The organism is Streptomyces rectiverticillatus (genome assembly GCF_013394065.1).
In the GTDB taxonomy this organism is placed as follows: Bacteria; Actinomycetota; Actinomycetes; order Streptomycetales; family Streptomycetaceae; genus Streptomyces; species Streptomyces rectiverticillatus.
The window spans coordinates 224501-249736 of record NZ_CP040752.1 but is presented as its reverse complement, the minus strand read 5'-3'; the positions used below and the strand labels follow the sequence as shown (position 1 = coordinate 249736).

Sequence of the window (25236 nt, the reverse complement as noted above, 5' to 3'; positions counted from 1 at the left end):
CCATGGCCGTCACCGCATCCCCTCCCGCCACCCGTCCGTCGGCGGCCGCCTCCCGGACGGGCGCGGCCGCGGTGACGGCCGCTCTGGTCCTCCTCGTCGCGGGCCTCGCACTCGTCGACATCACCCAAGGCACCGCCGCCGTCGGCGCGCCCGAAGTGTGGAAGGCGCTCACCGGCCAAGCCGACCCCGCCGACGCCTCCGTCGTCGTCTCCTCCCGGCTGCCCAGAATGACCGCCGGACTGCTCGTCGGGGCCGTGCTCGGCATGGCGGGCGCCGCCCTGCAAGCGGTCAGCCGCAACGTCCTCGCCTCACCCGACACCCTCGCCGTCAACGCCGGCTCCTACCTGGCCCTCGGCCTGGCCGCGGCCACCGGCATCTCGCTCCCGCTGTTCGCCTCCTCCGCCGTCGCGTTCGCCGGAGGCCTCGCCGCGGCGGCCGTCGTGCTCAGCCTGTCCAGCATGGGTGCGGGCAGCGTCCGGCTCGTCCTCGCCGGCAGCTCCCTCACCCTGGGCCTCACCGCCGTCACCGAGGGACTGCTCCTGCTGCTCCCCGAGCAGACGCAGGGCCTCTACCAGTGGAACCAGGGCAGCATCTCCCAGAGCGGGTTCGACGGGGTGCTGCAGATGGCGCCGATCGCCCTCGCCGGTCTCCTCGGGCTGCTCCTCATCGCCCGCCGGGTCGACGCTCTGGCCCTCGGCGACGACGCAGCACGCGGCGTCGGCGTCCGCGTCCGCGCCACCCGGATCACCGTGGTCGTGCTCGCGTCGCTGCTCTCCGCGGCGGCCGTCACGCTCGCCGGACCCATCGGCTTCGTCGGCCTGTGCGCCCCCGCCCTCGTGCGACCCCTCGCCCGCAGGGTCCGCGCGTTCACCCGGGCGCGCGCGAGGCTTCCGCTCACGGGCCTGGCCGGTGCCGTGCTCGTCCTCGGCTCGGACGTGCTCCTGCGCACCTTCGTGCCGGCGGACGTCGCGGTCGCCGTACCGACGGGCGTCGCCACCAGCCTGGTCGGCGCCGTGTTCCTGATCGTGATGGCCACGCGGGTCCGGGACACCGCGGGAGCCGCCGCGTCCGAACGGCTGCGCCTCAGGAGCAGGGCCGTCTTCCTCACCACCACGGCCGTCCTGGTGGCCGTTCTCATCGGCGTCGCCATCTCCGCCGTGCTGCTGGGCGACAGCAAGCTGTTGCTCGGCGACGTGGTGAACTGGGCCCAGGGCAGAGCGGGCCGCACCGTCGGCTTCATCCTCGACACCCGCGTGCCCCGGGTCCTCGCGGCGCTCCTCGCAGGCGCGGCCCTCGCCCTCTCCGGGACGCTCGTCCAGGCCGTGACCCGCAACCCGCTCGCGGAGCCCGGCACCCTGGGCGTCTCCAACGCGGCCGCCCTCGGCGCCGTGCTCCTCGTGACGACGGTGCCGTCGGCCGGCTCGTGGAGCCTCGCCGGCGCCGCCTTCGCGGGCTCCGCGATCGGTGCCGTCGTCGTCTTCGGACTCGCCGCGCGAGGCGGGTTCCGGCAGAACCGGCTCGTCCTCGTCGGCTTCGGCATGGCCACCGGGACCTCCGCACTGATCAGCATGCTCATCGTCCTCACCGACCCGTTCAACGCGACGAAGGCCCTCACCTGGCTGTCGGGCTCCACCTACGGGCGGACCCTCCCGGACATCGCGCCGCTCGCGGCCGTGCTCACCGTGGGCGTGCTCGTCGCGGTGCTGCGCCGCACCGAACTCGACCTCGTCTCGCTCGACGAGGACACCCCCAGACTCCTGGGGCTCGACCTGGCACGGGGCCGCCTGGGCTTCCTCGCGCTGAGCGTCCTGCTCAGCGCCACCGCCGTGGCCGCCGCGGGCACGATCGGCTTCGTCGGCCTCGTGGCACCGCACGCGGCCCGGGCCCTGGTGGGCCGCCGGCACGCCCGGGTCGTCCCGGTCGCGGTACTCCTGGGCGCCCTGCTCGTGTGCACCGCAGACCTGCTGGGCCGTACCGTCATCGCACCGGCCCAGCTGGGTGCCGGCCTGATGACGGCGGTGATCGGCACGCCGTACTTCCTCCACCTGCTCATGCGAGGCCGCCGCTAGGACACGTAGGCGTAGGCCACCACCACTGGAACGGCGCCGGGGAACCCGAAGAGGGTTCCCCGGCGCCTGCTTGTCCGGCGGAACGCAGGGGGCTTGACCTAGGCCGGGAGGGCCCGGGCCCAGGTGCGGTCCTCGGTGAGGTAGCCGTCGACCACGAGCCCTGCCTGCGCCAAGGCGTGCTCGAACTCCTCGTCGGTCAGGGGACAGGACAGGAACGTCTGGGTCCACCGTGCGTCCGGGAAGACGCACTCGACGTGGACGGACCGTACGCCGGGACGGACCGGATCGGAGGACACCACGCGGATCAACCCGCCTTCGATCTCCCGCTCCTTCGGCAGGTTCTCGTGCCGGTCCGCGGCCTCCCGCTGGATCAGCACGCAGCCGTCGTCCGCGACATGCCGCCGGCACGCCCGCAGCAGTCCCTCGCGCACCCCGGGGCCGGCCGCGTGGACGAGGAACGAGGCCAGCAGCACGACGTCGAAGCGCTCGTCGAGCTCCAGGGTCTCGATCGGACTGCAGACGGTACGAGCACCGCGGATGTGCGCGAGCATCTCGGGTGATTCGTCGACGGCCGTCACCGTGAAACCTCTGCCGAGCAGAGGACGCGTGATGCGGCCCGGCCCGCAGCCCAGCTCCAGGACGCCGGCCCCGGCCGGGGCGGCACGTTCGACGATGCCGGGCTCGTCGCCCACCGGAAGCCGCAGGTACAGCTCGACCGGGCACCCGTCCGGAGTGATGGATCCCGGCCCGCTACCCGTATATCCCTCGCGCGCTGTGTGAGTCATAAATCCATCGGAACACGAGGGAAAGGGCGGCGGAAGACCACGTCACCCGGGGGAGCGGCGCGGGTTCACGGCCCCGGCGCTCCCTTTGCACGCGCCAGGAACAGGCTCGTGAGCACCCGGACCTTCGTACCGCCCTCGCCCACGATCCGCGCCGCCTCCGCGAGCAGCGGTTCCCGGACCTTCTCCGCGATCACCCGGAAGCCGCTGTACGAGGCGAGCAGGCCGACGCCTTTCCGGTTCCGGCGCCCACCTCCAGCGCGGGTGCCGCGCCGGAACCGGCAGCGAAGTCCAGGACGTCTTCAACGAGTTGCGCCGGGTAGTCCAGCCGGCCGGCGTCGTACTGCTCGGGGTCCTCTCCGAAGGCGTGGCGGCGATTCCGGGTCCCGTCCGTCCACTCGAGCCGCGCGGGGGAGGGCGATCGCAGTGTCGCGAAAGGTGTCAGCAGGTGGTTACGGCTGGACCTCGGTCGGCTTTTCGGCGCGCAGGTCGCTGACGAAGCCGTCCTTGGCCACGCGCATCCAGTAGGCGTGCGCCCGGACCGAAGCGGGGATGTCGGAGCTGCGCTCCAGCTTGCGGTTCATCGAGGTGGTGCCGCTCTGGGCGTCCCGCTGGAACGTGTAGGGGTGCCATATGCCGATCTCGCTGCTGTAGAAGGGCTTGCGCTCCATCAGCATGACCTGGTCGGGGTTGCCCTGCGCGGGGTTCCAGTTGACGCGGACGGTGGCCGCGTCGAGGCGGTCGATCGACGTCACCGCCGGCGCCTTCGGGATCACCGAGGAGGCGGCGGGCTTGAGGTCGTTGCTGCGGATCGTTCGCGGCACGGACGGGTCGTAACCGTCAGGGTTGTCCAGCTTCCCCGTGATGCGGAGTGCAGTGGGAGCCTGGCTCTGCCCGCCCGCGCACGCGTCGACCTGGACGACCGTGCGCCACTCGCCGGCGAACCTCACGAAGTCTTCCTTCTGAAGCGGCAGTTCGCGGACGGCGCCGCCTATGACCCCGCTCACGGAGTAGACGTAGCGGGAGTCGTCGGAGCGGACCACCTGGTAGCTGCACCGGTCCACGGCCGCGGCGCGCGCGGTGATCGCCGCCTGGACCGAGGGCCCCTTGTCGGCGGATCCGGCGGCGGGGGCCGACGAAGCCGCTGCTGCGACACCTGCACCCGAGGCGAGCGCCCCGAGGCTCAGCGCGCACGTGGCGACGGCTGCGGCGATACGAGAAGGCATTGCATCCTCCGGTGACATCCAACGGCCCCTGGGAGCCGACGATTAGATGACGTGCTGGGCCGACCGTGTCGGCCTTGATCGGCATCGCCGACCAGGACGGGACGTTACCGGCAACTGCTGGTCAAAAAGAAGTCAAAGAACTGTAATGCTCGTAACAGGGGAGAGATCCGGCCGGGTTGAGGCGCCGGTGGTCGAGGACGCTGCGGTTCGCGCGTCAGCCACAGCGCAGCCACGCCCAGACCAGCAGCATCCCGCAGACCGCGATGAGGAGCTGGTTGGTCAGCTTGGGCTGCGGGTTCGCCTTTCCGAACAACTTCTCGTCCTCGAAGGCCTTCCTCACTTCCTTGCCGCGTCCGACGAGGCCGAGGGGAAACGCGAGCGTCGCCGTGGAATACACGGACAGCACTGTTTCGAGGTCATGCGCCCTCAGCTTGGCGGCCCCGCCCAGGAACACCACTCCGAGGAGAGGGATGCAGGCTACTTTGACTTTGGAATCCCGCGTGGGTGCGAGGGGCATGCAGACGGCCAGGAGCAGCACTGTCACGATAGACGCGATGATCCACCATGTGCCTATCGAGATGTGCGGAGGGTGCAACGTAATCTCCTTGACCGCCGTCACAGCGGACACTGAACGCGAGACCGCTCCCCGGACACCAGTACCACGCGCCCGGCGCGTGTAGTGTACACGTGGCCGGCGCCCGCCTCTCACCCGTGCGGGACGACAGCGACAGGGCAGGCCGCGTGGTGCAGCGCCGTGTGGCTGACCCGGCCGAGGTGCAGTCCCCGGTGGTCCGGCCGCCGCGAGGCCCCCAGCACCAGCAGGTCGGCGTCGGCAGACGGCTGGAGCAGCGCCTTGTGGGCGGGTCCCTCGACGACCGTGCGCCGGATCGTGACCCGGGGGTACTCACTCTGTGCTGCGCCCAGCACCTCCTCCAGGACGTCCGTGGCCTGTTCCGCGTAGACGCGTACGGAGTCGTCCAGGACCATGAGCGGGTCCGTGGGCTGCTGCGGCGCGCGCCAGGCCCGTACGGCCTCGACCTCGCATCCCCGGCCTTCGGCCTCGCGCAGGGCGAAACGCACGGCGGCGGCCGCCTCCTCCCCTTCCTCGACGCCGACGACGACCTTGTGAGCCGTGCCGCGTATGTTGCGCTGCTCTCCGCGTACGACCGTGACCGGGCAGTGTGCGCGGCCCGCCACGGCGAGACTCACCGACCCCAGCAGCATCCCTCTGAGCACTCCCCGCCCCGACGAACCCGTGACCAGCGCGGCCGCCCTCCGTGACTCGTCCACGAGCGCATCCACCGCGTCGCTCGGCACCGTCACGGCATCCACCTTCACGTCCGGGTGCAGCTGTCCGGCGCGCTGCAGGGCCACGGCGATGACGCGCTCCGCCACGAGCTCGTCCGCGGGCCGTTCATCACCGCCGAACGACGGCACGGGTCCCTCGTAGCGCTCCCACAGCGAGGCGTGGACGACGCGCAAGGAAAGCCCGAAGCGAGCCGCTTCCTCCACTGCCCAGTCGAGCGCCACAAGGCTGCCGTCGGAGCCGTCGACACCGACGACCAGAGGAAACTCCATCTCACCCACCGCCTCGCGCCGAAAGGGGTTCCGTTCCTTTCCTTCTCCTCCATGATCCTGCTTCATCGGTGATCGCGTCACAGGCCGCCCGGCGATCCGTGCCTCCCTCACGCCGCGTGAGGTTGGAACCCGGAGTACGGCGGCTCCGCCGCGCGGTTCAGTGCCCTGGTGCCGCCGTGTCCGTGTCCGCGGCCGCTGCTGCGCCCAGCGCCGTGCGCAGTGCCGCGGCGAAGTCCGCCGGGTGTGTCAGGAAGCCCACGTGCCCGCCCGGGAAGCCGGCGACGTCGCTGCCGGTGTGCTCCGCCAGGGTCCGCGTGGCGCGGTGCATGAGCGTCTCGGGGCCGTCACCACCGGTCACCAAGGCGAACGGTGCCGTGCGCAGCGCGTCGACGTCGGGCCGGAAGCGGGTGAACGAGCGCAGCTCGTACGCCAGGCACGTCTCCATGTTGCCGTGGATGCGCGCCAGCATCTCCCGGACCGGCGCCGGAAGGCCCGAGGCCGACGCCGGCGGCGGTCCCTCCACGCCGATGGCGGCACTGAACCTCTGCATCGCGACGTCGGTGCCGGCCTGCTCGTAGAGCTCGTACACCTCCTGGAAGAACGCATGCCACTCGTCCGCATCGGGAAGCAGGTCGATCACGAACGGCTCGTGCGCGACCAGCGCCCGCACCCGGCCGGGGTGCCGGACCAGGAGGTCCATGCCGGCCATGCCGCCGTAGCTGGTGCCGAAGACGTAGGCCGGTTCACCGGCGGCCAACGCGTCCAGCAGCAAGTGGGCGTCGCGGGCGTGCTCCTCGATCCGCTGCGGGGCGGGGGAGCAGGTGAAGCGGCTACGGGAGTTGCCGCGGGGGTCGTAGGTGATGACGGTGTGGTCCGCCGCCAGTGTGCCGGCCAGCGGGCCGAACATGGCCGCGTCACCGTCACCGCCGTTGATGAGGAGAAGAGGTGGGCCCGATCCGCGTACTTCGTAGTAGATCTCGGCCCCGGGCGCGGTCATCATGCCTGTCTTCATAGGCCTTCAGAGTGCACCGTCGCCGGGGCGCCGGGCAATACCCCGGAAAAGCCACTAACCGGGCTCTTCAGATCAGAGGTGCTCCGCAAGAACAAGATCCGGCCCGTCTTCCCCTTCCCGTGACGCCTGGAGTACTCATGAAGGAGGGCGACCGCCGGAGCGGTCGCACGGGAAACGGGGAGGCATCCGATGCACAAGAAGCCCTCGGAAAGCGGCTGGTACATCGACGAGCGCTGTACGAACTGCGACGTCGCACGGCAGCTCGCGCCGGACCTGGTCGGCGAGGCCGACGGCCGGTCGGTCCTCCTCCGGCAGCCGCGGAACCCCGCCGAGACCGCACGGCTCGGCGCCGCGGCACACGCCTGCCCCACCCGGTCGATCCGCCCGCCCTCACACCGCCTCGACGCGTCATCGGACCCCTACCCGATGGCCCTGGACGACACCGGCGCCGTGTACTTCTGCGGCCACAACTCCCCGCACACCGCGGGGGCCAACTCCTACCTCCTGCGGCGACCCGACGGCACCTTGATGATGGTGGACACCCCGCGCTGGGGTCCCGCGCTCGCCGCGCGCTGCGCGCAACTCGGCCCCGTCACCGACGTCCTCCTCACCCACCGGGACCACGCCGCGCACGGCCGCCGCTACGCCGACCGCTTCGGCGCCCGGCTGTGGATCCACGAGGGCGACCTGGAGGCGGCCCCGGACGCCGACCGGATCCTGCGCGGCACCGAGCCGGCCGACATCGCCGAAGGAGTGAGCGCGCACCCGGTGCCCGGGCACACGCGCGGCAGCGTGCTGTACCTCGCCGACGACCGGTACTGCTTCAGCGGCGACAGCTTCTACTGGTCGCGCACCACGGCGGATCTGGAAGTGGCCCACAGCGTCACCTGGTACTCCATCGAGGAGCAGGCCGCGTCACTGGCCCGCACGGCCGGACGGCTGCGCTTCGAATGGGTGCTGCCGGGTCATGGCGACCGCCGCCGACTCCCGGCCGATGCCATGGCCCGACGGCTTCGGGACCTGGCCTCCCGCGTCGGTGAACTCCGGCCCCGCCCCATCGACTTCGCCGCCGTGCGCTGGTGAAACGACCGCCGGCGGTCGCCCGCCGCAAGACGGTGAAGAACCGTGTGCACCTGGACCTTCAGCCCCAGGACCGCACCCGGGACGAAGAGGTCGAGCGCCTGCTGTCCCTCGGCGCCGTGATGCAGGGCGACCACCGCAAGGCCGACGGCTCGGGCTGGGTGACGCTCCACGACCCCGAGGGCAATGAGTTCTGCGTCGAACGCAGTGCGGCGGAGCGAGCGAAGGGCTGAAAGGGCCGGGCCTCAAGCGGGCCGGGCCTCAAGCACGTAGGACAGGCGCTGGAGCCGGCTCAGTCGGAGTCCTCGAACACGGGGCGCCGGCCTGCGCGGCGCCGTACGAATCCGCGCCGGCCGGCGAGCAGGGCGATGCCCGTCCACCCGGCGACGCCTGTGACAAGAGCGGTGAACTGCCCGCCCGGGTCCACGTCGGAGGCTGCTTCCAGCGGGACGACGCCTTTCGGGTCGCTGATGACCTCGACCCGGTCGCCCACCTTCCACTTCGGGTGGTCTCCGTCGTGGTTCAGGGTCTCTTTGAGCTCGCCCGACCGGCCGGTGAGAGTGAAGCGGTGGTTCGATCCGCGGTCGGCGGAGATGCGGACGGTCTCGCGGACGCCCCGCTCGTCGAGTGTGGCCTCGGGCGCGTACTGGACCGAGCCCACGAGTACGAACACCGCCGGCAGGAAGGAGAGGAAGGCGAGCCACCAGGCGCAGTGGAGGACCCGCAGGACGATCGCGAAGACGCCGCACCCGAGGAGCCCGGTGATGATCGGGATCAGATCCGTACCCAGCGCGACGTACGAGATCCCGGTGTTGACTGCGGCGATGACCCAGCCGAGCCCCACCACGACGAGGGTGAACAGGAGGTACCAACCCCTGTCCACCGTCCCGCCCTGCGATTTCTTCATGTCCACTTCAGCCACCGACGCAGCATAGGCAGCTGACCCGCGAGGGTTGTCTACCGGGGGTCAGGGCAGTGGGCTGCGCCCTACGGTGCCCCGACCGCGCGTTCAGCCGGTGGCAGCACCGAACCACCGCGGCAGATGGACGAGCAGATCCTGCTGATCGTCACCGGCCCACGCCACGTGGCCGTCCGGCCGCAGCAGCACCGCGGGCACGTCCAGTTCCTCGCTGACGTCGACGACGTGGTCGACCCGGTCCGCCCAGCCCTCCACCGAGAGCCGGCCGGTCTGGTCGAGCAGCAGTCCGCGGCCGCCGTGCATCAGCTCGTAGAGGCGTCCCTGCTTCAGCTCCACGTCCCGCATCCGCCGGCCGAGCAGTTCGTGGCCCTCGCCGAAGTCGTAGCGGACCCCGACCGCCGTGATCATCTCGGTCACGTACCGGTTCACCTCCTCGAAGTCCATCAGTTTCGAGAACAGCTCCCGCAGCGCGGTCGGACCCGGATCGGTGCCCAGCAGCGTGATCTGCGCGCGGGTGTTCTCCAGCACGCGGCTGCCCACCGGGTGCCGTTCGGCGTGGTAGGTGTCCAGCAGTCCCTCCGGCGCCCAGCCCTTGACCGCGGCGGCCAGCTTCCAGCCGAGGTTGAACGCGTCCTGCACGCCGAGGTTGAGCCCCTGCCCGCCGGTCGGCGGGTGGATGTGCGCCGCGTCGCCGGCCAGCAGCGCCCGGCCGACCCGGTAGCGCTCGGCCTGCCGGGTGGCATCGCCGAAGCGGGAGAGCCAGCCCGGCGAGTGCACGCCGAAGTCGGTGCCCGCGAAGGCCCTCAGCTGCTGCTTGAACTCCTCGAGGGTCGGCGGGGTCGCCCGGTCCTCGGCCACGCCGTCGGCGGGCACGACGACGCGGTACCTCCCGTTCCCGAGGGGCTGGACTCCGAACCGCAGCTGGGTCTTGTTGACTTCCTTGACGATGGCGGCCACCGTCTCCGGATCCTCGGTCATCCCCATGTCGCCCAGCATCGTCTCGACCTTGGCGGGCTCACCGGGGAAATCGACGCCGAGCAGCTTGCGCACCGTACTGCGGCCGCCGTCGCACCCGACGAGGTAGCGCGAGCGCAGGTGCGTGCGTCCCCCGGCGGCTGCGCCCCCATCGCCGGGGGCACCCCCACTCGCCAGCTCGACGGTCACCCCGTCCTCGTCCTGGCTCAGGCCCACCACTTCGCAGCCGCGCCGGATCTCGGTACCGAGTTCGAGGGCACGCTCGTTGAGCAGCCGTTCGGTGACCGGCTGCGGGGTGGCGACGCCGTACGGGTGCGCCGTGTCCAACCGGTCCGGCCACGGCTTGGCGATGCCGCCGAAGAGCCCGCCGACCTGGAACTTCTCACTGACCGCCAGGAACCGGTCCAGCAGGCCGCGCTGGTCCATCACCTCGACGCTGCGCGCGTGCAGGCCCTGCCCGCGGGACTGCCCGGTCGGCTCGGTCAGCTTCTCCAGTACGACCACGTGCACATCGTGCAGCCGCAACTCGGCGGCCAGCATCAAACCGGTCGGTCCTCCGCCGACCACGATGACGTCAATCATGAATCCCCCATCAAAACAAAGTTGAATTGAACAAAGCCGAATTCCGGCGTGGATCGGTTATTTCCGCAGGCCCCGGCCGAGGTTGATGATTGTGCAGTACGAACGGGGCCTTGCCGCAAGTCCCCTGGTGCGCTATAAGTTAAGAGTGGCAAGGAGCGGGTGTTCCCCCTTGCCTATTGGCCCGCTGCGGGCGGGCAACTTCCCCGGCGCGGGGTGCCACAGGTCGGCGCCCGGCGGGCCCGGCCTCAGGTCTTCCCGTAAGGCCGGTGAGTGAACCAGGATGTGCTGCCACGGGAAGCGCGTAAAGGAGCCGGTCAGCGGCACCGGCGGCGCGCCTCAGCCCGTACGACCCCGGTAGCGAGAGACCTGTCAGGAGAACGGCATGCACACCACCCCCCGGCCCCCCTCCCCGTCCGCCCCCGTCGCCCCGCAACTGGACGCCGTCGTCGTCGGGGCGGGCTTCTCCGGCCTCTACCAGCTGTACCGGCTGCGCGAACTGGGCCTGCGCACCCGCGTCTTCGAAGCGTGCGAAGACATCGGCGGAACGTGGTTCCGGAACCGCTACCCCGGCGCCCGGTGCGACGTCGAGAGCACGTCGTACTCCTTCTCCTTCTCTCCCGAACTGGACCAGGAGTGGGAGTGGAGCGAGCGGTACGCGACGCAGCCGGAGCTCCTGCGCTACCTCCATCACGTCGCCGACCGTTTCGACCTGCGCAAGGACGTCACCCTGCAGACTCGTGTGACCCGGGCGGTGTACGACGAGAGCGGTCACATCTGGCAGGTCACCACCGACACGGGGGAGACGGTCACCACCCGGTTCGTCGTGCTGGCCACCGGCTGCATGTCGGCCGTCAAGGAACCGGACATACCCGGAGCCGGCACCTTCACCGGCCGAGCCCTGCACACCGCCGAATGGCCGCACGAGGGCGTCGACCTCACCGGCAGACGGGTCGCCGTGATCGGCACCGGTTGCTCCGGCGTCCAGGCCATCCCGCTCCTCGCCGAACAGGCCGCCGGACTCACGGTCTTCCAGCGCACGCCGGTCTACGCGCTGCCCGCCCTGAACCGGCCGCTGTCCGCAGCGGAGACCGCCGAACTCAAGGCCCGCTACCCGGAATTCCGCGCCGCCCAGCGGCGGTCCCGCGGAGGCACCGTTTTCGAGCTGCCGACCCGCTCGGCCCTGGAGGTGGACGAAGCGGAGCGCACGGCCACCTATGAGGAAGCCTGGGACTCGGGCCTGCTCAGCGGCCTCCTGCGCACGTACACCGACATCCTCGCCGACCGGGACGCCAACGAGACCGTCGCCGAGTTCGTCCGCTCCAAGATCCGCTCGATCGTCACCGACCCGGCCACGGCCGAGACGCTCTCGCCGCGCACCTTCCCCTTCGGCACCAAGCGCCCCTGCCTGGACACCGGCTACTACGCCACCTACAACAAGCCGCACGTGAACGTCGTGGACCTCACCGAGACGCCGATCGTGGAGATCACACCGCGAGGCGTCAAGACTTCGGACGGGGAACACGCCGTCGACGTCATCGTCTTCGCCACCGGCTTCGACGCCATGACCGGATCCCAGGTCGCCGTGGACATCGTCGGCAAGGGCGGCACCACCCTCAGGGAGAAGTGGGCCGCAGGCCCCCGCAACCACCTGGGCCTGCTCTCGGCCGGGTTCCCGAACCTCTTCACCGTCATCGGGCCCCTCAGCCCCTCGGTGCTCAGCAACGCGGTGGTGTCCATCGAACAGCACGTGGAGTGGATCAGCGACTGCATCGCCCACCTGCAGAAGAACGGCATCACCGAGATCGACGCCACCGCGAGCGCCGAGGAGGAGTGGTGCGCCCACGTCGCCGACCTCGCCTCCCGGACCCTCTACCCGGACGTCGCCTCCTGGTACACGGGCGCCAACGTGCCGGGCAAGCCCCGGGTGTTCCTGGCCTATACGGGCGGCGCGGACCGCTACCGGGCGGAGTGCGACGCCGCCGCCCGGGACGGCTACCGCGGCTTCGTCCTGTCAGGCGCCGCTGACTGAGGGGCCCGATCCCCGGCCCCCGGCGCCGCTGCTCCTGATCAGTTCGCCCGCGGCGGCATGGCCGCCAGCGCAGCCTTCATGATGTCCTGAGCCTCCGCCTCGCACGCAGGGTGCTTGGTGGCGTCGAGGAAGACGTCCACCACGAGGTTGCCGTCGCGGACGCTGAGCCGGCAGGTCTGCTGGTCGCGCTCGGGGGCCGACCAGTACGCCGCGTCGCCCAAGCCGAGGCCGTCCGCGCGGCGCTCGCCCTTCGCACCGCCGGCGAATCGGTCCCGCGCCTTTCCGGTGCCGTTCTCACCGCGGTCGGAGCGGTACAGGTCCCACGAGACGCTCGCGCTGGGGGAGTAGTTCCAGCCGTCCGGCTGGGGCTGGTCCTTGTCGAACCAGGAGCACTGGGTGCTCGCCTCCTCCGCTCTCTCCCGGTAGGAGTCCTTGTCCTTCCTCCGCTCCTCCCGCAGGGGAAGCTTGGGCACGGCCTCCGAGCACACCGGCATCGTCACGTACTTGTCCGGCGGACCGCCGTCGCCGTCGTCGCGCTGCAGCAGGTACCCGCCCACGCCGAGCCCCGCCGCAAGCACGGCCCCCGCCGCCACCCACGCCACGGGCCGGTGGCGGGGGCGGCGGCGTGGGGGAGGGGCGGGGGTGCCGTACGTGGTGGGTACGGCCGTCCGCGGGACGGCGGTGGAGTCGGCGCCGTCCCGCGACAGGAGCGCCGTGCGCTCGGGGTCCCCGTCGAGCAGCCCCTCGACCCGGGCCCGCTGCTCGTCGACCATCCGGTGCACGGCGGGCGGCCACGGCCGGGCCGCCCGCGTCACCGGGCCGAGGAGGGCGAGCAGCTCGGCCGGCGTGGGCCGGCCGGCCGGGTTCTTGGCCAGGCAGCGGACCACGATCCCGCAGAGGGCCGGGGGGATACCGCTCAGGTCGGGTTCGGTGTGGACGAGGTTGTAGAGCGTCTGGAGGGCGGAAGTGCCCGCGAACGGGCTGCGGCCCGTCGCCGCCAGGACGAGGACCGACCCGAGGGAGAACACGTCGCTCGCCCCGGTCAGCTCACGACCCTCCGCCTGCTCGGGCGACATGAACGGCGGTGAGCCGACCACCCACCCCGTACCGGTGAGCTCGGTGACGTCCCCGGCCTCCGCCGCCCGGGCGATGCCGAAGTCGATGACCCGGGCGCCGTCCTCGGCGAGCAGGACGTTCTCGGGCTTGAGATCGCGGTGGACGAGACCGGCCCGGTGGATCTCGTCCAGGGCCGTCGCCAGGCCCACCGCCAGGCGGTGCAGGGCTTCCGCGGGCAGCGCCCCCGCGCGTTCCACGGCCGCACCCAGCGAGGGGCCGGCCACGAACACCGACGCGAGCCAGGGCAGCTCGGCGTCCGCGTCGGCGTCGAGGACGGCCGCCGTGTACGCACCGGACACCTTCCGCGAGGCCTCCACCTCCCGCCGGAAACGGGAGCGGAAGCCGTCGTCGGCCGCGTGCCGTGCGTGGACGAGCTTCACCGCCGCCGTCCGGCCGTCCGGCGCGACGCCGAGCAGGACGCGCCCCATGCCGCCTCTGCCGAGTTCGGTGAGGAGGAGGTACGGCCCGGCCTTCTCCGGCAGCGGGTGCGGCGCGTTCCCGGAGACGCTCACAGGGCCGTCACCGCCGCCACGGCCTGCCGGGCCATGTCCTTCGTGAGGTCCTCGCAGGCCCCCTTCGGGTAGTGGACGCCCTTGACCGCGATGAACAGGTACAGGTTGCCGTCCCGGACGTACAGCACGCAGCTGCTCTCGGTGGAGTTCTTCAGCCACATGCCCTCCTCCACGAAACCGAGTCCGGAGTCGCGCGCGGTCTTGGACCGGATGTACATGCCCTCGTAGCGCTTCTTCGACTGCTCGGCACCGGTGGGGCCGCCCGCGCGCGAGAGATGGAGGTCCCAGTTGATGTCGATCTTGTCGCCGGAGCGGGTGTTCCAGACGCAGCTGGTCGACGGATGCGTGTGTCCGTCGGCATCGGACTGCTGCCACACCCTGTCGGGAAAGTTGCCCGTGGCTTCGCCGAAACCGGTGGGGGCCTTCATGCTGCCGCGGACCTGCACGCAGGTGGGGACCGTCTTGGTGTACTTGTCCGGCACTTGGGCGAGCGGGGTGGAGCCGGGGGTCGGAACGGGCTCGGGAACGAACGTGTAGTACACGTTGTCCGGGCCGACCGCCAGGACCGTGGCCGCCACCGTCGCGAGCGTCACGCCCACCACGATCGCGGCGGTCAGCCACCGGGGGCGGCGGCGCGGGGCGGGGTCCGCTGCCGGCGCCGCGGTGGCCGAGGGGGCTGAGGGGGGCGTCGCGGGTACGGGCAGGGACACGGGCAGGGGTATGGAGTTGGCAGTTGCGGGTGGGGCTGCAGAGCCTGCCGTGGCCGCAAGCCGGGCTGCCCAGGCCCGGCGCTCGGCGATCTGCTGGTACACCGCCTCCGGCCAGGGGCGCGCGGAGGGGGCGAGCGGGCCGGTCAGTTCGAGGAGCTGCGCCGGAGTCGGCCGCGCAGCCGGGTCCTTGGCCAGGCACGGCTCGACGATGCGGCGCAGCCGCGGCGGTACGGAGTCCAGGTCGGGGACGTCGTGGGCGACGGCGTGCATGAGTGCGAGCGGCGAGTTGCCGGCGAACGGAGTGCGGCCCGTACTGGCCATGACAAGCGTGAGGCCGAGGGAGAATACGTCACCGGCCGGGCCCGGCTGCTCGCCCCGGACCTGCTCGGGCGACATGTACGCGGGCGAGCCGATCAGCGCGCCCGTGTGGGTGAGCTTCGTCTGGTGGTCGGCCGCGCGGGCGATGCCGAAGTCGACGACGCGTACGCCGTCCTCGGTCAGGAGCACGTTCGACGGTTTGAGGTCCCGGTGCACGAGCTGTGCCCGGTGGATGTCGGCGAGGGCCTGGGCGAGTCCGGCGGCGAGCAGCCGTACCGCCTCCTCGGGCAGCACGCCTCCCACCTCCAGCGCCTCGCTCAGCGAAGGCCCCGGCAGGAAGAGCGAGGCGAGCCACGGCGTCGGCGCGTCCGGGTCGGCGTCGACGACCGGCGCGGTGTAGGCCCCGGAGACCCGTCGCGACGCGTCCACCTCCCGCCGGAACCGTGAACGGAACCCGGGATCCTCCGCCAGATCGGCATGCACCCGCTTGACGGCCACGAACCGCCCGTCCGGTGCCACCCCGAGCAGCACCTGCCCCATGCCGCCCTGCCCGAGCACCCCGACCGTCCTGAACGGCCCCACGTGCGTCGGTCCGTCCACGCCCAGCATCCGCATGCCGAATCCGTCCTCCCCCTGAATGCGTAGGGATCATAAGACGAGGCGGGCTCAGCCGGTGGGCCGGACGGTGTCGAGCGCCGGGGCGATGACGGCGAAGGCGCGGTCGAGGAGTTCGCCGGGGTCCTCGCTTCCGTCGCTCTCGCTCCACCGGTGCAGTACGGCGTCGAAGGCGTTGAGCGCCATTCCGGCGGCCAGCCGCGGGTACAGGTCCGTGCCGGGGTCGAGTCCCAGGCGGTGCGCCAGTTCCGCCGTGAGGTCGTCGCGCCACTGCGCCTGGCGTTCCAGGAAACGTGCGTGCAGGGCGGGGGTGCGCAGGATCAGCTGAACGACGCGCAGGGCCCTGTCGGAGTGGTCGGAGTGGTCCGCGCAGGCGGCGATGGGGACTGCGACGGCGCACTGGAGTGCCGCGGAGGGCCGCTCATCGGCGGAGCGGGCCGCGAGCTCCGCGCGTATGTCGGCGCCCATGCCGGCCAGGAACTGGACGACCACGTCCTCCTTGGACGCGAAGTAGCGGAAGAACGTGCGCTTGGAGACGCCGGCGGTCGTTGCGATCTCGTCGATGGTGGCCGCGTCGAACCCCTTCAACGCCATTAGTTGCAGCGCTGCTTCGGTCAGCTCGTTCGAGACGAGCCGGCGCTTGCGCTCGGCCATGCTCACTTCGGGGCGGGAACTCACCGGACGATGGTAACGCCATGCCTTGCATGTCACTCAGTGACACCTTGACACCAAGTGCCATGCGCAGCAATCTGTGTCGCATGACGAATCAGAGGCGATGGACTGCCGAACAGATCCCGGACCAGGCCGGACGAGTATTCGTGGTCACCGGCGCCAACAGCGGCCTCGGCCTGGCGACCACCCGGGCGCTCGTCCGCAAGGGTGGGCACGTGATCCTCGCGGTACGCGACGAGGAGAAGGGCCGCCGGGCGGCCGCCGGCATCATCGCCGAACAGCCGGGTGCCGGCCTTGAAGTGCGCCACCTCGACCTGGCCGACCTCGACTCCGTCCGGGCGTTCGCCGAGAAGCTGCACGCCGACCGTTCCCGGCTGGACGTGCTCATCAACAACGCCGGCGTCATGGCACCACCTCGGACGCTGAGCGCCCAGGGCCACGAGCTGCAGTTCGCCTGCAACCACCTCGGTCACTTCGCCCTGACCGGCTTGCTGCTCGATCTGCTGACCGCCGGCCGCGACCCGCGCGTGGTCACGGTGAGCTCGGTCAACCACCGAAAGGCACACCTACGCTTCGACGACCTCACCGGCGAGCGCAGCTACTCGGCCATGGGCTTCTACAACCAGTCGAAGTTCGCCAACGCCGTCTTCGGGCAAGAACTCCACCTGCGGCTGAGCCGAGCCGGCAGCCCGGTCCGCAGCTTGCTCGCCCACCCCGGCTACACCGCCACCAACCTGCAGACGAGCGCACCGATCGGCCTGTGGCGGCTCGTATTCGGCACCATCGGCAACCCACTGCTCGCCCAGCCCCCGGCCCGCGGCGCCCTGCCACAGCTGTACGCCGCGACCGACCCGAATGCGGAGAGCGGCCAGTTCATCGGGCCGGACGGAATGGCCGAACTGCGCGGCGGCCCGGCGAGGGTGGAGCTCGCCTCCGCCGCAGCCGACAGTGAAACGGGCCGGCGTCTGTGGGAGCTGTCGGAACGGCTGACCGACGTACGGTTCGCGCTTCCGGCCCGCGCCTGACGGGCCGACGGCATCCTGCCGCCGGCCTGCGCAGTCACGAACGGGTCAGGAGGACGCGCCGAAGTTCTGCGTCCACCACGGGCCGTTCGACTTGAAGTTGATGCCCACGCCGATTTCCTTGAAGGAGCAGTTCAGGATGTTGGCGCGGTGGCCGGGGCTCTTCATCCAGCCGTCCATCGCCGTACGGGCGTCCTTGGGGCTCTTGAAGATGTTCTCGCCGTACGTGCTCCAGCGGTACCCGGCGGCCGTCATCCGGTCGCCGGGGCTCTTGCCCTCCGGGCTGGTGTGGTCGTAGTAGTCGCGGGCGGCCATGTCGTCGGAGTGGCCCTGGGCCGCCGCCTGCAGCTTCGCGTTGATGGTGAGCGGGGAGCAGCCGGCCTTCGCACGCTCCGCGTTGACCATGGAGACGACCTGCTGCACGTGCTTGGCGTTCGCACCGCCGGCCTGGGCGCCGCCACCACCGCCACCGCCGGCCGGGGGCTTGCGGGCACTGCTGGAGCCGTTGCCGCTCCCATGGCCCGTCGAGGGGGCCTCCTCGGCCTTGGCGGGTGACCGGGTGCCCGGCTTGTCCCCGGCCTCCGTCCCCGCTTCGGTCCTGACCCCGGCCCGGTCCTTCTTCTCCTGGTCCCGGTCCTTGCCCGCGGCCGCCGACGCGCTCGCGCCGGCGCTCGGGGACGCGCTGCTGGCACTGGGAGCCGACGAAGCGGCCGCCGCCACGGAGGGGTGTTCCTTCAACGGCTCGGTGGACCGGTCCGTGGCCGGCGCGGACGGCGCAGCGGCTCCCGTACGGGTCTCCCCGCCGCCAGACAGCGACTGGGCCACGCCGTACCCGCCGCCCACGACGGCTATCAGACCCACCGTCCCACCTATGACCAGTGCCCGCCGGGGGCGCTTGCCACGGGCCCGGCGCCGACGCGGGCCCGGGGTGCCGTCGGACGCCGGGTCGGACATCGGGGTCTCGAGTTCACGATTCATGCGGATCACTTCCGGTGCGGTGTCACTGAGTGCTGGTCCAACACTCAGGAGACGGCGCGACCGGTACCCGATAACAAAAATTTCCGAACGTGTTCGTCCCGACAGGGACCGCGCGCTGCTAGCTTGCGGCCGTGGATCTCTTCTCACGCTCCTGGACAGCGTTGCGCACAGCGGTCGCCGAACTCCCGGACGAGGACTTCGCGCGGCCGTCAGGCTGCACCGGCTGGCTGGTGCGGGACCTGGTGTGCCACCTGATCATCGACGCTCAGGACGTCCTGATCACCCTCGTCACCCCCGCCGAAGCGGAACCGACCCGGGACGCGGTGACCTACTGGAACGTCGAGGACCGACCGCCGACCGGTGAGGACCCGCTCGACGCGCTGACCGTCCGCCTGGCCGCCGCCTACGAAGAGCCGTGGCTGCTGAAGTTCCACCTCGACGACCTCGGTTCCGCCGCCGGTCGCGCTGCCGGGCTCGCGGACCCCGCCCTCCGGGTCGGCACCCGCGACGAGGTCCTCACCGTGGGTGACTACCTTTCCGTCTACGTCCTGGAATGGACGCTGCACCACCTCGACCTGATCGCGCACCTCCCGGACGCGGCGGACCCGCCCGCCGAGGGACTCGCGGGGGCGCGCGAGCTGCTGGAGAAGATCGCCGGTGCGGTGTTTCCCCCGTCGCTCTCCGACAAGGACGCACTGCTGATCGGCACCGGACGGCGCGCCCCGACCGAAGCGGAGAAGCCGGACCTGGGGGAGCTGGCCGCGAAGCTTCCGTTCGTCCTCGGCTGACCGGTCGGCGGCGGCCTGAGTGTCGTCCTCCCGGCCCCCCGCGCTGTAATCAGCTGGTCGCCGTGAGTCGCCGACGAGGGCCCGGAGCGTGAGGGCACCCACGTGGGCCCGATCACATACGATGCCGGGTCGTAGCGCTAGAGGTGCAAAGTGGGGCATTTCGGCCACTTTGTGTGGGTGTTTTACGGCGTTACGTCGTAGGTCACACCCTTTGTCAGGCGGGTTTCGTGCCGCTAACAATGGCTGAGTCGCAGGGCGCCGTCGTTCGAGACGCGGCGCCTTTCCCGTGCCGCAGAGGCCCGGTGCGACGTCCCCGATTGGAAGAGGTTCAGCCCAGCTATGCGTTCCACCATCTCCGGCTATACCGCTCTGCCCAAGGCCCACAAGTTCTCCGCTGCCGGTCTCGTCACCGTCGCGGGTGCCGCCGCTCTGACGTTCGCGCTGGTGCCGCAGGCTTCCGCCGCCGACGTCCCCAGCGTCGCTGTGAAGCCCGTGGCGCAGAGTGCCCAGGAGTTCGGTGTGACGCAGGACGGCGAGCTGGCCGAGGCCGCCGACGCCGCCGCCGTCAAGGCCGGTGCCGACGCCAAGGCCGCCACGGAGACCGCTGCCGAGGCGAAGGCCGGCGCCGAGCGCGCTAACCGTTCCACCGAGCGCGAGGCCCTCAAGCCCGCTCCGGCCGCCAAGCCCGCCGCCCCTGCCAAGAAGGCCTACGCGGACAACCTGGACGGCTGGATCAAGGAGTCCCTGGACGTCCTGCAGGCCAAGGGCATCCCGGCCTCCTACGAGGGCATCAAGCGCAACATCATGCGCGAGTCGACCGGTAACCCGCGTGCGATCAACGACTGGGACGTCAACGCCGTCAACGGCGTCCCCTCGAAGGGCCTGCTGCAGATCATCGACCCGACCTTCAAGGCCTACCACGTCGAGGGCACGTCCTGGGACATCTACGACCCGGTCGCCAACATCACCGCGTCCTGCAACTACGCCGCCGACAAGTACGGCTCCATGGACAACGTCAACTCTGCTTACTGATCCGGCCACGGACAGCATGCAGTGCGCATCGCGCACGAAGGGCGCAGTACCCGCAAGGGGCTGCGCCCTTTCGCGTCGGAGCGGTGTCAGTTCGGCGCCGGAGATGCGCTTGCAGGCGGACGGCGTCGTGGGCGAGAACGCAGTTGGTGCCCCGGCAGTAGGCGACGACCTCGACGCTGCTCCATAAACCCATGGAATATTGTATGAACAGCCGGGATCGGGATGCCACCGCACCGCCACGATGCTGGAGGACGCCATGGGCTTCGCCGACGAGCACCTGATGCCTCTGGTCGACGCCGGGCTGGGCAACAGCGCCTACCTGGTCGATCTGGGCGACGGCCGCGCCCTGGCCGTTGACGCCTCGCGGGACCTCCGGGCCCTGCGCGAGGCCACCGACCGGCGCGGCCTCACGGTGGCGTTCGCCGCCGACACCCACCTGCACGCCGACTTCCTCACCGGCGCGCTCCAGCTCGCGGCCGACGACGGCGCCACCGTGCTGGCCTCGGCCGCCGGCCACCGCGCCTTCCCCCACACGGCACTCCGCGACGGCGACGAGGTGGACCTGGGAGGGCTGACCCTGCGGGCGCTCGCCACACCTGGCCACACGGACGAGCACGTGTCCTTCCTGCTCCTCGACGGCTCCCGCGAACTCGGCGTGTTCACCGGCGGGTCGCTGATCGTCGGCTCGGCCGCCCGCACCGACCTCCAGGGCGCGGACCGGGCCGAGGAGCTGGCCCGCGCCCAGTACCGCTCGCTGCGCCGCCTGGCCGAGCTGCCCGACGCGACCGAGGTGTGGCCCACCCACGGCGCGGGGTCGTTCTGCTCGGCCCCGCCCGGATCCGAGCGGACCACCACCATCGGCGCCCAGAAGCGGGCGAACGACCTCCTGGACGCGCCGGACGAGGACGCGTTCGTCGCCCGGCTGCTCGGATCGCTCGGCTCCTACCCGGCCTACTTCGCCCGCCTCGCCGAACTCAACCGCCGCGGCCCCGCCCTCCTGACCAGCGCCCCCGGCCTGAAGCCGCTCACCCCGGCCCGGGTCCGGGCCCTGCTCGCCGACGGCGCGTACGTGGTCGACGCCCGCCCGGTCGCCGAGTTCGCCGCCGGGCACATCCCCGGTGCCGTCTCGAATCCGCTGCGGCCGGCGTTCGCGACCTGGACCGGCTGGCTGCTGCCCCCGGACGTGCCGCTCGCCTTCGTCCTCGCACCCGGGCAGGACCCGGCCGAACTCGCCTGGCAGGCAGCGAAGATCGGCTACGACCGGCTCGCCGGGGAACTGGACGGCGGCATGGACGCCTGGCGCGCCGACGGCGGCCCGGTCGAGACCACCGGGATCGTGACGGCCGATCAGATCGGAGACCGTCCGGTCCTGGACGTACGTCAGGACGCGGAGTTCGCCGCCGGGCACCTCCCCGGCGCCGCGCACACCGAGCTCGGTGACCTGACCGCCGACGGCCAGGGGGTACGCGACGGTGCGGTGGTGATGTGCGGGCACGGCGAGCGTGCGATGACCGCCGCCAGCCTCCTCGCCCGCCGGGGCGGCCGGGACCTTGCGGTGCTGGTCGGCGGCGCCCAGGACTGGGTGAAGGCGACCGGCCGGCCTCTGGAGGGCGGCCGGTGACCACCCCGGCCCCCGCCACCACTGACGGGATCCGGCTCGGGCTTCGCGCCAACCTCGCCCAGTTCTCCCTGCTCGTCACGGTCAACGCCCTCGTCGGCGGCATGCTCGGCCAGGAACGCACCGTCCTGCCCCTCCTCGCCGACCGGACGTTTCACCAGTCCGCCTACACGGCCGCGCTCACCTACATCGTGGCCTTCGGCGCGACCAAGGCGGTCACCAACTTCTTCGCCGGCACCCTCTCCGACCGGTACGGCCGCAAACCCGTCCTCGTCGCGGGCTGGCTGGTCGCGCTCCCGGTGCCGCTGCTGCTGATCTGGGCTCCGTCGTGGGGCCTGGTCGTGTTCGCCAACGTGCTGCTCGGCGTCAACCAGGGCCTGACCTGGTCGACCACCGTCATCATGAAGATCGACCTCGTCGGCCCGGCCCGCCGCGGCCTGGCGATGGGCTGCAACGAAGCCGCCGGCTACGTGGCCCTCGCCGCCACCGCGATGGCCACCGGCGCGATCGCCGCCCACTGGGGACTACGGCCCGAGCCGTTCTTCCTCGGCATCGCCTACGCCGCGCTCGGCCTCGGCCTGTCGGCCCTCGCCGTGCGCGAGACCCGCGACCACGCCCGGGCCGAGGCGGCCCTCCACCCCGCCCCGGCGAAACCGGGCCACCACGATGAGTCGACCACCGGCCGGATCGCCCGCATCACCAGCCTCACCGACAAGGCCTTGTCCTCCGCCAGCTGGGCCGGCATGGTCAACAACCTCAACGACGCCCTCGCCTGGGGCATCTTCCCCCTCCTGTACGCGGCGCACGGCCTGAGCATCGCCCGGATCGGCCTCCTCGCCGCCCTCTACCCCGCCGTGTGGGGCCTCGGCCAGATCCTCACGGGCTGGTGGTCCGATCGCATCGGCCGCAAACACCTGATCACTGCCGGCATGCTCCTGCAGGCCGCCGCCATCGCCCTGGTCGCCGCCGGAACCACCTTCCCCGTCTGGGCGCTCGCCCAAGTCCTGCTCGGCGCCGGGACCGCGATGGTGTACCCGACCCTGCTCGCCGTGATCGGAGACGTCGCCCACCCCGCCTGGCGAGCCCGCGCGGTGGGCGTCTACCGGCTCTGGCGCGACGGCGGCTTCGCCGTCGGCGCCCTCCTCGCCGGAGCCCTGGCGGACGCCTACGGCATGACCACGGCGATCTGGGCCGTCGCCGCCCTGACCGCCGCTTCCGGTGTCATGGTCGGGGTACGGATGTACGAGACCCGTCCGCGGCCCGGCACGCCGTAGTGGTCCGGCCGGTCTTCAACGAACGTGCGCCTCGGTCCGGGAGCATGGAGGTGTGGACGGGAACCGGGATTTCGGCGGGGCCGAGCCGTTGAGTGTGCTCCAGGTGGTGCCCACGGCCCGGACGGCGGTGGCGTGGATGCCGCCGCAGGAGCTCTGGCCGGCGATTCAGGAGATTCGGTGGGAGCACGATCCGCAGGTCCGGCGGTGGCCGCCGCATGTGAATCTGCTGTTCGGCTTCGTACCGGAGGAGGAGTTCGTACGGGCTGTGCCGCTGCTGTCCGCCGGGGCGGCGGAGAGCGCGGCGTTCACGGCGCGTCTGTCCGGCGTGCGCTACTTCCGGCACCGGCATTACGCGACGGTCTGGCTCGATCCGGCCGCGGCCGGCCCGGCCCCGTGGGCCCGTCTCCAGCAGGCGCTGGGGTCGCGCTTCCCGCTCTGCCGCGGGCACGGCGGCCGCTTCACCCCACACCTGTCCCTCGGCCGCACACAGGATCCGCGGCAGCTCGCCGCCGAGTGCGCCGCCCGGCTCGGCGCACTGCCGGCAGTGGTCGAGGAAGTGGTCCTGCTCTCCCGGCGCGGCGACGGGCCCATGCTGCCCCGGGCCGTGATCGCGCTGGGCACGGGGGAAGTCCGCAGACTGCCGGAGTACGAGCTTTAGGACCGGCGGGCTGACGAGGGCTTGCCCAGTGCCGCCCGCGCCGCTGTGACCATGGCCGTGATCCCGGTCGGCAGGGCGAGGCGCGGGCTCGGGGCGAAGAGGGGGGAGTGGTTGGGCGGCAGGGCGGCGAGCTTCTCGGCGGCCGTGGTGCCCGGGGCGGCCGCCCACTGGCGGGGGCCGGCCGTGCCCAGCATCCAGTACACCGTGGGCACGCCGTCGGGCGCGAGGAGCGGGAAGTCCTCGGTGGCCATGGACGGCGGCCAGCCGGTGACGCGGGCCTCGCCGAAGGCCGCCGTGTGCGCGTCCCGGACGGCCGCCGTGAGCTGCGGATCGGGATGGTTGACGGGCGAGCGGGAAGCGAGGGAGATCTCCGGAGGCACCGGGCAGCCCGAGGCGTCGCACTCCGCACGGACGATCCGGTGCACGGCCGTCACGACCCGGTCCAGCGCGGCGCCGGAGAAGCCGCGGACGGTGAGGCCGAGTTCGGCGCGGTCAGGGATGACGTTGCCGCGGGTGCCCGCCTGGAGGCGGCCGACGGTCAGGACGACCTGTTCGGCCGGTGCCGTCTCGGCGGCGACCACGCTCTGCAGGCGCAGGACCACCGCGGCGGCGGTCACCACCGGGTCGACGGCCAGGTGAGGCGTCGCGGCGTGTCCGCCGCGGCCGTGGACGACGACGTCGAGCGAGACACTGCCCGCCGTCATGGGGCCCGCGCCATGGGCGACCATGCCCGCCGGCAAGGGCGCGGCGTGCTGGGCCAGGACGGCGTCGGGCCGGCCGAACCGGTCGTGGAGCCCGTCGTCGAGCATGGCCTGCGCACCGCTCAGCGTCTCCTCCGCGGGCTGCCCGACGACCATCACCGTGCCCCGCCACAGCCCCCGCTCCCCGGCGAGCACGCTCGCCGCGCCCGCGGCCGCCGCGAGGTGGAGGTCGTGCCCGCAGGCGTGCATCACCGGAACCGGGGCACTCACCCGGCTCGCGTACGGCAGGCCGGTGCGCTCCTGGACGGGCAGGGCGTCGAGTTCGGCGCGCACCATGACCAGCGGCCCCGCGCCGTTCTCCAGCAGGCCGACGACACCGTGGCCCCCGACGCCTGTCGTCACCCGGTAGCCGGCCCGGGCCAGCCAATCGGCGAAGCAGGCCGCCGTGCGGGACTCCTCCCCGGAGAGCTCGGGGTGGGCGTGCAGGTCGAGGTAGAGCGTCGTGACGGCCTTGAAGAGGTCGCGCGGGAGCGTGGACATGGGCTGGTGCGCCTTTCGGGTCGGCCGGTTGGCCGGGCCGCGCACAGCCGCTGACACCTGTTGTCAGCGGCATGCACAGAGATCTGTCAGCGGGCCCTGCTGGACTGATGGGGCAAGAACGGACGTACGGGCGGATCGCCGGCCGTACGCGACACCGACAGCGACACCGACAACGCAAGGAGACGCACCATGGCTCAGCAGGCCGAACTCGCCACGCTCGCCCAGGAGATCCTGGAGCTGGAGTCGGAGACCTTCGAGATCTCGGACTACTCGGACGCGAGCGAGGTCGTCCTCGCCGGTTCCACCAGCTCCAGCTCCACGAGCACCTGCTCCAGCACCACCAGCACCACCAGCTGCTCCGCCTGATCCCAGGCAGCGCGGCCGCCCGGCGTACGGCCGGTGAACCGGAAGCCCTCGTCCCCGCCCCGGC

24 protein-coding genes are annotated in these 25236 nt (G+C 71.8%); 11 read left to right on the top strand and 13 right to left on the bottom strand.

Translation table 11 applies throughout. The features are described from left to right. Positions 1-2: 2 nt before the first annotated feature. On the top strand, positions 3-2069 hold the full coding sequence (locus FGW37_RS01020; RefSeq protein ID WP_179079290.1) for an iron ABC transporter permease: 2067 nt from the start codon (positions 3-5) through the stop codon (positions 2067-2069). A gap of 98 nt (positions 2070-2167) precedes the next feature. Here the strand turns inward: FGW37_RS01020 and FGW37_RS01015 are convergent, their stop codons facing one another. The 6 genes from FGW37_RS01015 to FGW37_RS00995 form a co-directional block, all read right to left on the bottom strand. Then, positions 2168-2854 (bottom strand): class I SAM-dependent methyltransferase, encoded by a 687-nt coding sequence (locus tag FGW37_RS01015; protein WP_179079289.1) that lies wholly within the window; start codon positions 2852-2854, stop codon positions 2168-2170. 65 nt (positions 2855-2919) lie between these two features. Further along, positions 2920-3048 carry a hypothetical protein gene (locus tag FGW37_RS33785; protein ID WP_281394661.1) on the bottom strand — a complete coding sequence of 43 codons (129 nt, stop codon included), beginning with the start codon at positions 3046-3048 and terminating at the stop codon, positions 2920-2922. Positions 3049-3303: 255 nt separating this feature from the next. Then, positions 3304-4077, bottom strand: coding sequence for a hypothetical protein (locus tag FGW37_RS01010; RefSeq protein ID WP_179079288.1), 774 nt, complete (start codon positions 4075-4077; stop codon positions 3304-3306). 214 nt (positions 4078-4291) lie between these two features. Next, positions 4292-4696 carry a hypothetical protein gene (locus FGW37_RS01005; RefSeq protein WP_179079287.1) on the bottom strand — a complete coding sequence of 135 codons (405 nt, stop codon included), beginning with the start codon at positions 4694-4696 and terminating at the stop codon, positions 4292-4294. An 86-nt stretch (positions 4697-4782) separates the two neighbouring features. After that, on the bottom strand, positions 4783-5655 hold the full coding sequence (locus tag FGW37_RS01000; protein ID WP_179079286.1) for a universal stress protein: 873 nt from the start codon (positions 5653-5655) through the stop codon (positions 4783-4785). Positions 5656-5812: 157 nt separating this feature from the next. Beyond that, a complete protein-coding gene (locus FGW37_RS00995; protein ID WP_179079285.1) occupies positions 5813-6655 on the bottom strand; it encodes an alpha/beta fold hydrolase in 843 nt (280 codons plus the stop codon). A gap of 201 nt (positions 6656-6856) precedes the next feature. Between FGW37_RS00995 and FGW37_RS00990 the strand changes: the two genes are divergently transcribed. Continuing rightward, positions 6857-7750: an MBL fold metallo-hydrolase gene (locus FGW37_RS00990; RefSeq protein WP_179079284.1), complete on the top strand. Its 894-nt coding sequence runs from the start codon at positions 6857-6859 to the stop codon at positions 7748-7750. Continuing rightward, on the top strand, positions 7747-7980 hold the full coding sequence (locus FGW37_RS00985; RefSeq protein ID WP_246430198.1) for a VOC family protein: 234 nt from the start codon (positions 7747-7749) through the stop codon (positions 7978-7980). Before FGW37_RS00990 ends, FGW37_RS00985 begins: the two co-directional genes overlap by 4 nt. Before the next feature lie 59 nt (positions 7981-8039). Here the strand turns inward: FGW37_RS00985 and FGW37_RS00980 are convergent, their stop codons facing one another. Both FGW37_RS00980 and rox read right to left on the bottom strand, forming a co-directional pair. Further along, a complete protein-coding gene (locus FGW37_RS00980; protein ID WP_246430197.1) occupies positions 8040-8669 on the bottom strand; it encodes a hypothetical protein in 630 nt (209 codons plus the stop codon). An 87-nt stretch (positions 8670-8756) separates the two neighbouring features. Continuing rightward, the gene (rox, locus tag FGW37_RS00975; protein ID WP_179079283.1) at positions 8757-10223 is read right to left on the bottom strand and encodes a rifampin monooxygenase; all 1467 of its coding nucleotides are present in this window, start codon (positions 10221-10223) and stop codon (positions 8757-8759) included. A 382-nt stretch (positions 10224-10605) separates the two neighbouring features. Here rox and FGW37_RS00970 point away from each other — a divergent pair, with 382 nt between their 5' ends. Next, on the top strand, positions 10606-12252 hold the full coding sequence (locus FGW37_RS00970) for a flavin-containing monooxygenase (RefSeq protein WP_179079282.1): 1647 nt from the start codon (positions 10606-10608) through the stop codon (positions 12250-12252). A gap of 38 nt (positions 12253-12290) precedes the next feature. Here the strand turns inward: FGW37_RS00970 and FGW37_RS00965 are convergent, their stop codons facing one another. From FGW37_RS00965 to FGW37_RS00955, 3 genes are read right to left on the bottom strand one after another with little or no spacing between them, the layout of a single operon-like run. Further along, a complete protein-coding gene (locus FGW37_RS00965) occupies positions 12291-13880 on the bottom strand; it encodes a serine/threonine-protein kinase (protein ID WP_179079281.1) in 1590 nt (529 codons plus the stop codon). After that, positions 13877-15523: a serine/threonine-protein kinase gene (locus tag FGW37_RS00960; protein ID WP_179079280.1), complete on the bottom strand. Its 1647-nt coding sequence runs from the start codon at positions 15521-15523 to the stop codon at positions 13877-13879. The genes FGW37_RS00965 and FGW37_RS00960 overlap by 4 nt, the downstream gene beginning before the upstream one ends. 51 nt (positions 15524-15574) lie before the next feature. Continuing rightward, on the bottom strand, positions 15575-16177 hold the full coding sequence (locus tag FGW37_RS00955) for an acyl-CoA-like ligand-binding transcription factor (protein ID WP_179084426.1): 603 nt from the start codon (positions 16175-16177) through the stop codon (positions 15575-15577). Between the two features lie 104 nt (positions 16178-16281). On the opposite strand from FGW37_RS00955, the gene FGW37_RS00950 reads away from it, so the two are divergent. Continuing rightward, a complete protein-coding gene (locus FGW37_RS00950) occupies positions 16282-17220 on the top strand; it encodes an oxidoreductase (protein WP_179079279.1) in 939 nt (312 codons plus the stop codon). Between the two features lie 45 nt (positions 17221-17265). Here the strand turns inward: FGW37_RS00950 and FGW37_RS00945 are convergent, their stop codons facing one another. After that, positions 17266-18195, bottom strand: coding sequence for a CAP domain-containing protein (locus tag FGW37_RS00945; protein ID WP_179079278.1), 930 nt, complete (start codon positions 18193-18195; stop codon positions 17266-17268). 131 nt (positions 18196-18326) lie between these two features. Between FGW37_RS00945 and FGW37_RS00940 the strand changes: the two genes are divergently transcribed. The 5 genes from FGW37_RS00940 (at position 18327) to FGW37_RS00920 (ending at position 23565) form a co-directional block, all read left to right on the top strand. Beyond that, on the top strand, positions 18327-18983 hold the full coding sequence (locus FGW37_RS00940) for a maleylpyruvate isomerase N-terminal domain-containing protein (protein WP_179079277.1): 657 nt from the start codon (positions 18327-18329) through the stop codon (positions 18981-18983). A gap of 339 nt (positions 18984-19322) precedes the next feature. Further along, positions 19323-20015: a transglycosylase SLT domain-containing protein gene (locus FGW37_RS00935; protein ID WP_179079276.1), complete on the top strand. Its 693-nt coding sequence runs from the start codon at positions 19323-19325 to the stop codon at positions 20013-20015. 241 nt (positions 20016-20256) lie between these two features. Then, positions 20257-21636 carry an MBL fold metallo-hydrolase gene (locus FGW37_RS00930; RefSeq protein ID WP_246430196.1) on the top strand — a complete coding sequence of 460 codons (1380 nt, stop codon included), beginning with the start codon at positions 20257-20259 and terminating at the stop codon, positions 21634-21636. Further along, positions 21633-22907: an MFS transporter gene (locus FGW37_RS00925; protein ID WP_179079275.1), complete on the top strand. Its 1275-nt coding sequence runs from the start codon at positions 21633-21635 to the stop codon at positions 22905-22907. The genes FGW37_RS00930 and FGW37_RS00925 overlap by 4 nt, the downstream gene beginning before the upstream one ends. A gap of 52 nt (positions 22908-22959) precedes the next feature. Continuing rightward, positions 22960-23565, top strand: a complete 606-nt coding sequence (locus FGW37_RS00920; protein WP_246430195.1) for a 2'-5' RNA ligase family protein — start codon at positions 22960-22962, stop codon at positions 23563-23565. On the opposite strand, the gene FGW37_RS00915 is transcribed toward FGW37_RS00920, so the two are convergent. After that, positions 23562-24806 (bottom strand): amidohydrolase, encoded by a 1245-nt coding sequence (locus tag FGW37_RS00915; protein ID WP_179079274.1) that lies wholly within the window; start codon positions 24804-24806, stop codon positions 23562-23564. The genes FGW37_RS00920 and FGW37_RS00915 overlap by 4 nt on opposite strands. Positions 24807-24995: 189 nt before the next feature. Here FGW37_RS00915 and FGW37_RS00910 point away from each other — a divergent pair, with 189 nt between their 5' ends. After that, the gene (locus tag FGW37_RS00910; RefSeq protein WP_058043691.1) at positions 24996-25172 is read left to right on the top strand and encodes a thiazolylpeptide-type bacteriocin; all 177 of its coding nucleotides are present in this window, start codon (positions 24996-24998) and stop codon (positions 25170-25172) included. Positions 25173-25236 lie beyond the last annotated feature (64 nt).

Excerpts from the sequence above, each read along its gene's own strand:
- FGW37_RS00955 (WP_179084426.1), bottom strand. The coding sequence starts at position 16,177 with ATGGCCGAGCGCAAGCGCCGGCTCGTCTCGAACGAGCTGACCGAAGCA.
- FGW37_RS00960 (WP_179079280.1), bottom strand. The coding sequence starts at position 15,523 with ATGCGGATGCTGGGCGTGGACGGACCGACGCACGTGGGGCCGTTCAGG.
- FGW37_RS01000 (WP_179079286.1), bottom strand. The coding sequence starts at position 5,655 with ATGGAGTTTCCTCTGGTCGTCGGTGTCGACGGCTCCGACGGCAGCCTT.
- FGW37_RS00990 (WP_179079284.1), top strand. The coding sequence starts at position 6,857 with ATGCACAAGAAGCCCTCGGAAAGCGGCTGGTACATCGACGAGCGCTGT.
- FGW37_RS01010 (WP_179079288.1), bottom strand. The coding sequence starts at position 4,077 with ATGCCTTCTCGTATCGCCGCAGCCGTCGCCACGTGCGCGCTGAGCCTC.
- FGW37_RS00950 (WP_179079279.1), top strand. The coding sequence starts at position 16,282 with ATGACGAATCAGAGGCGATGGACTGCCGAACAGATCCCGGACCAGGCC.
- FGW37_RS00910 (WP_058043691.1), top strand. The coding sequence starts at position 24,996 with ATGGCTCAGCAGGCCGAACTCGCCACGCTCGCCCAGGAGATCCTGGAG.
- FGW37_RS00995 (WP_179079285.1), bottom strand. The coding sequence starts at position 6,655 with ATGATGACCGCGCCCGGGGCCGAGATCTACTACGAAGTACGCGGATCG.
- FGW37_RS01020 (WP_179079290.1), top strand. The coding sequence starts at position 3 with ATGGCCGTCACCGCATCCCCTCCCGCCACCCGTCCGTCGGCGGCCGCC.
- FGW37_RS00930 (WP_246430196.1), top strand. The coding sequence starts at position 20,257 with ATGCTGGAGGACGCCATGGGCTTCGCCGACGAGCACCTGATGCCTCTG.
- rox (WP_179079283.1), bottom strand. The coding sequence starts at position 10,223 with ATGATTGACGTCATCGTGGTCGGCGGAGGACCGACCGGTTTGATGCTG.
- FGW37_RS00945 (WP_179079278.1), bottom strand. The coding sequence starts at position 18,195 with ATGAATCGTGAACTCGAGACCCCGATGTCCGACCCGGCGTCCGACGGC.
- FGW37_RS00915 (WP_179079274.1), bottom strand. The coding sequence starts at position 24,806 with ATGTCCACGCTCCCGCGCGACCTCTTCAAGGCCGTCACGACGCTCTAC.
- FGW37_RS00970 (WP_179079282.1), top strand. The coding sequence starts at position 10,606 with ATGCACACCACCCCCCGGCCCCCCTCCCCGTCCGCCCCCGTCGCCCCG.
- FGW37_RS01015 (WP_179079289.1), bottom strand. The coding sequence starts at position 2,854 with ATGACTCACACAGCGCGCGAGGGATATACGGGTAGCGGGCCGGGATCC.
- FGW37_RS00935 (WP_179079276.1), top strand. The coding sequence starts at position 19,323 with ATGCGTTCCACCATCTCCGGCTATACCGCTCTGCCCAAGGCCCACAAG.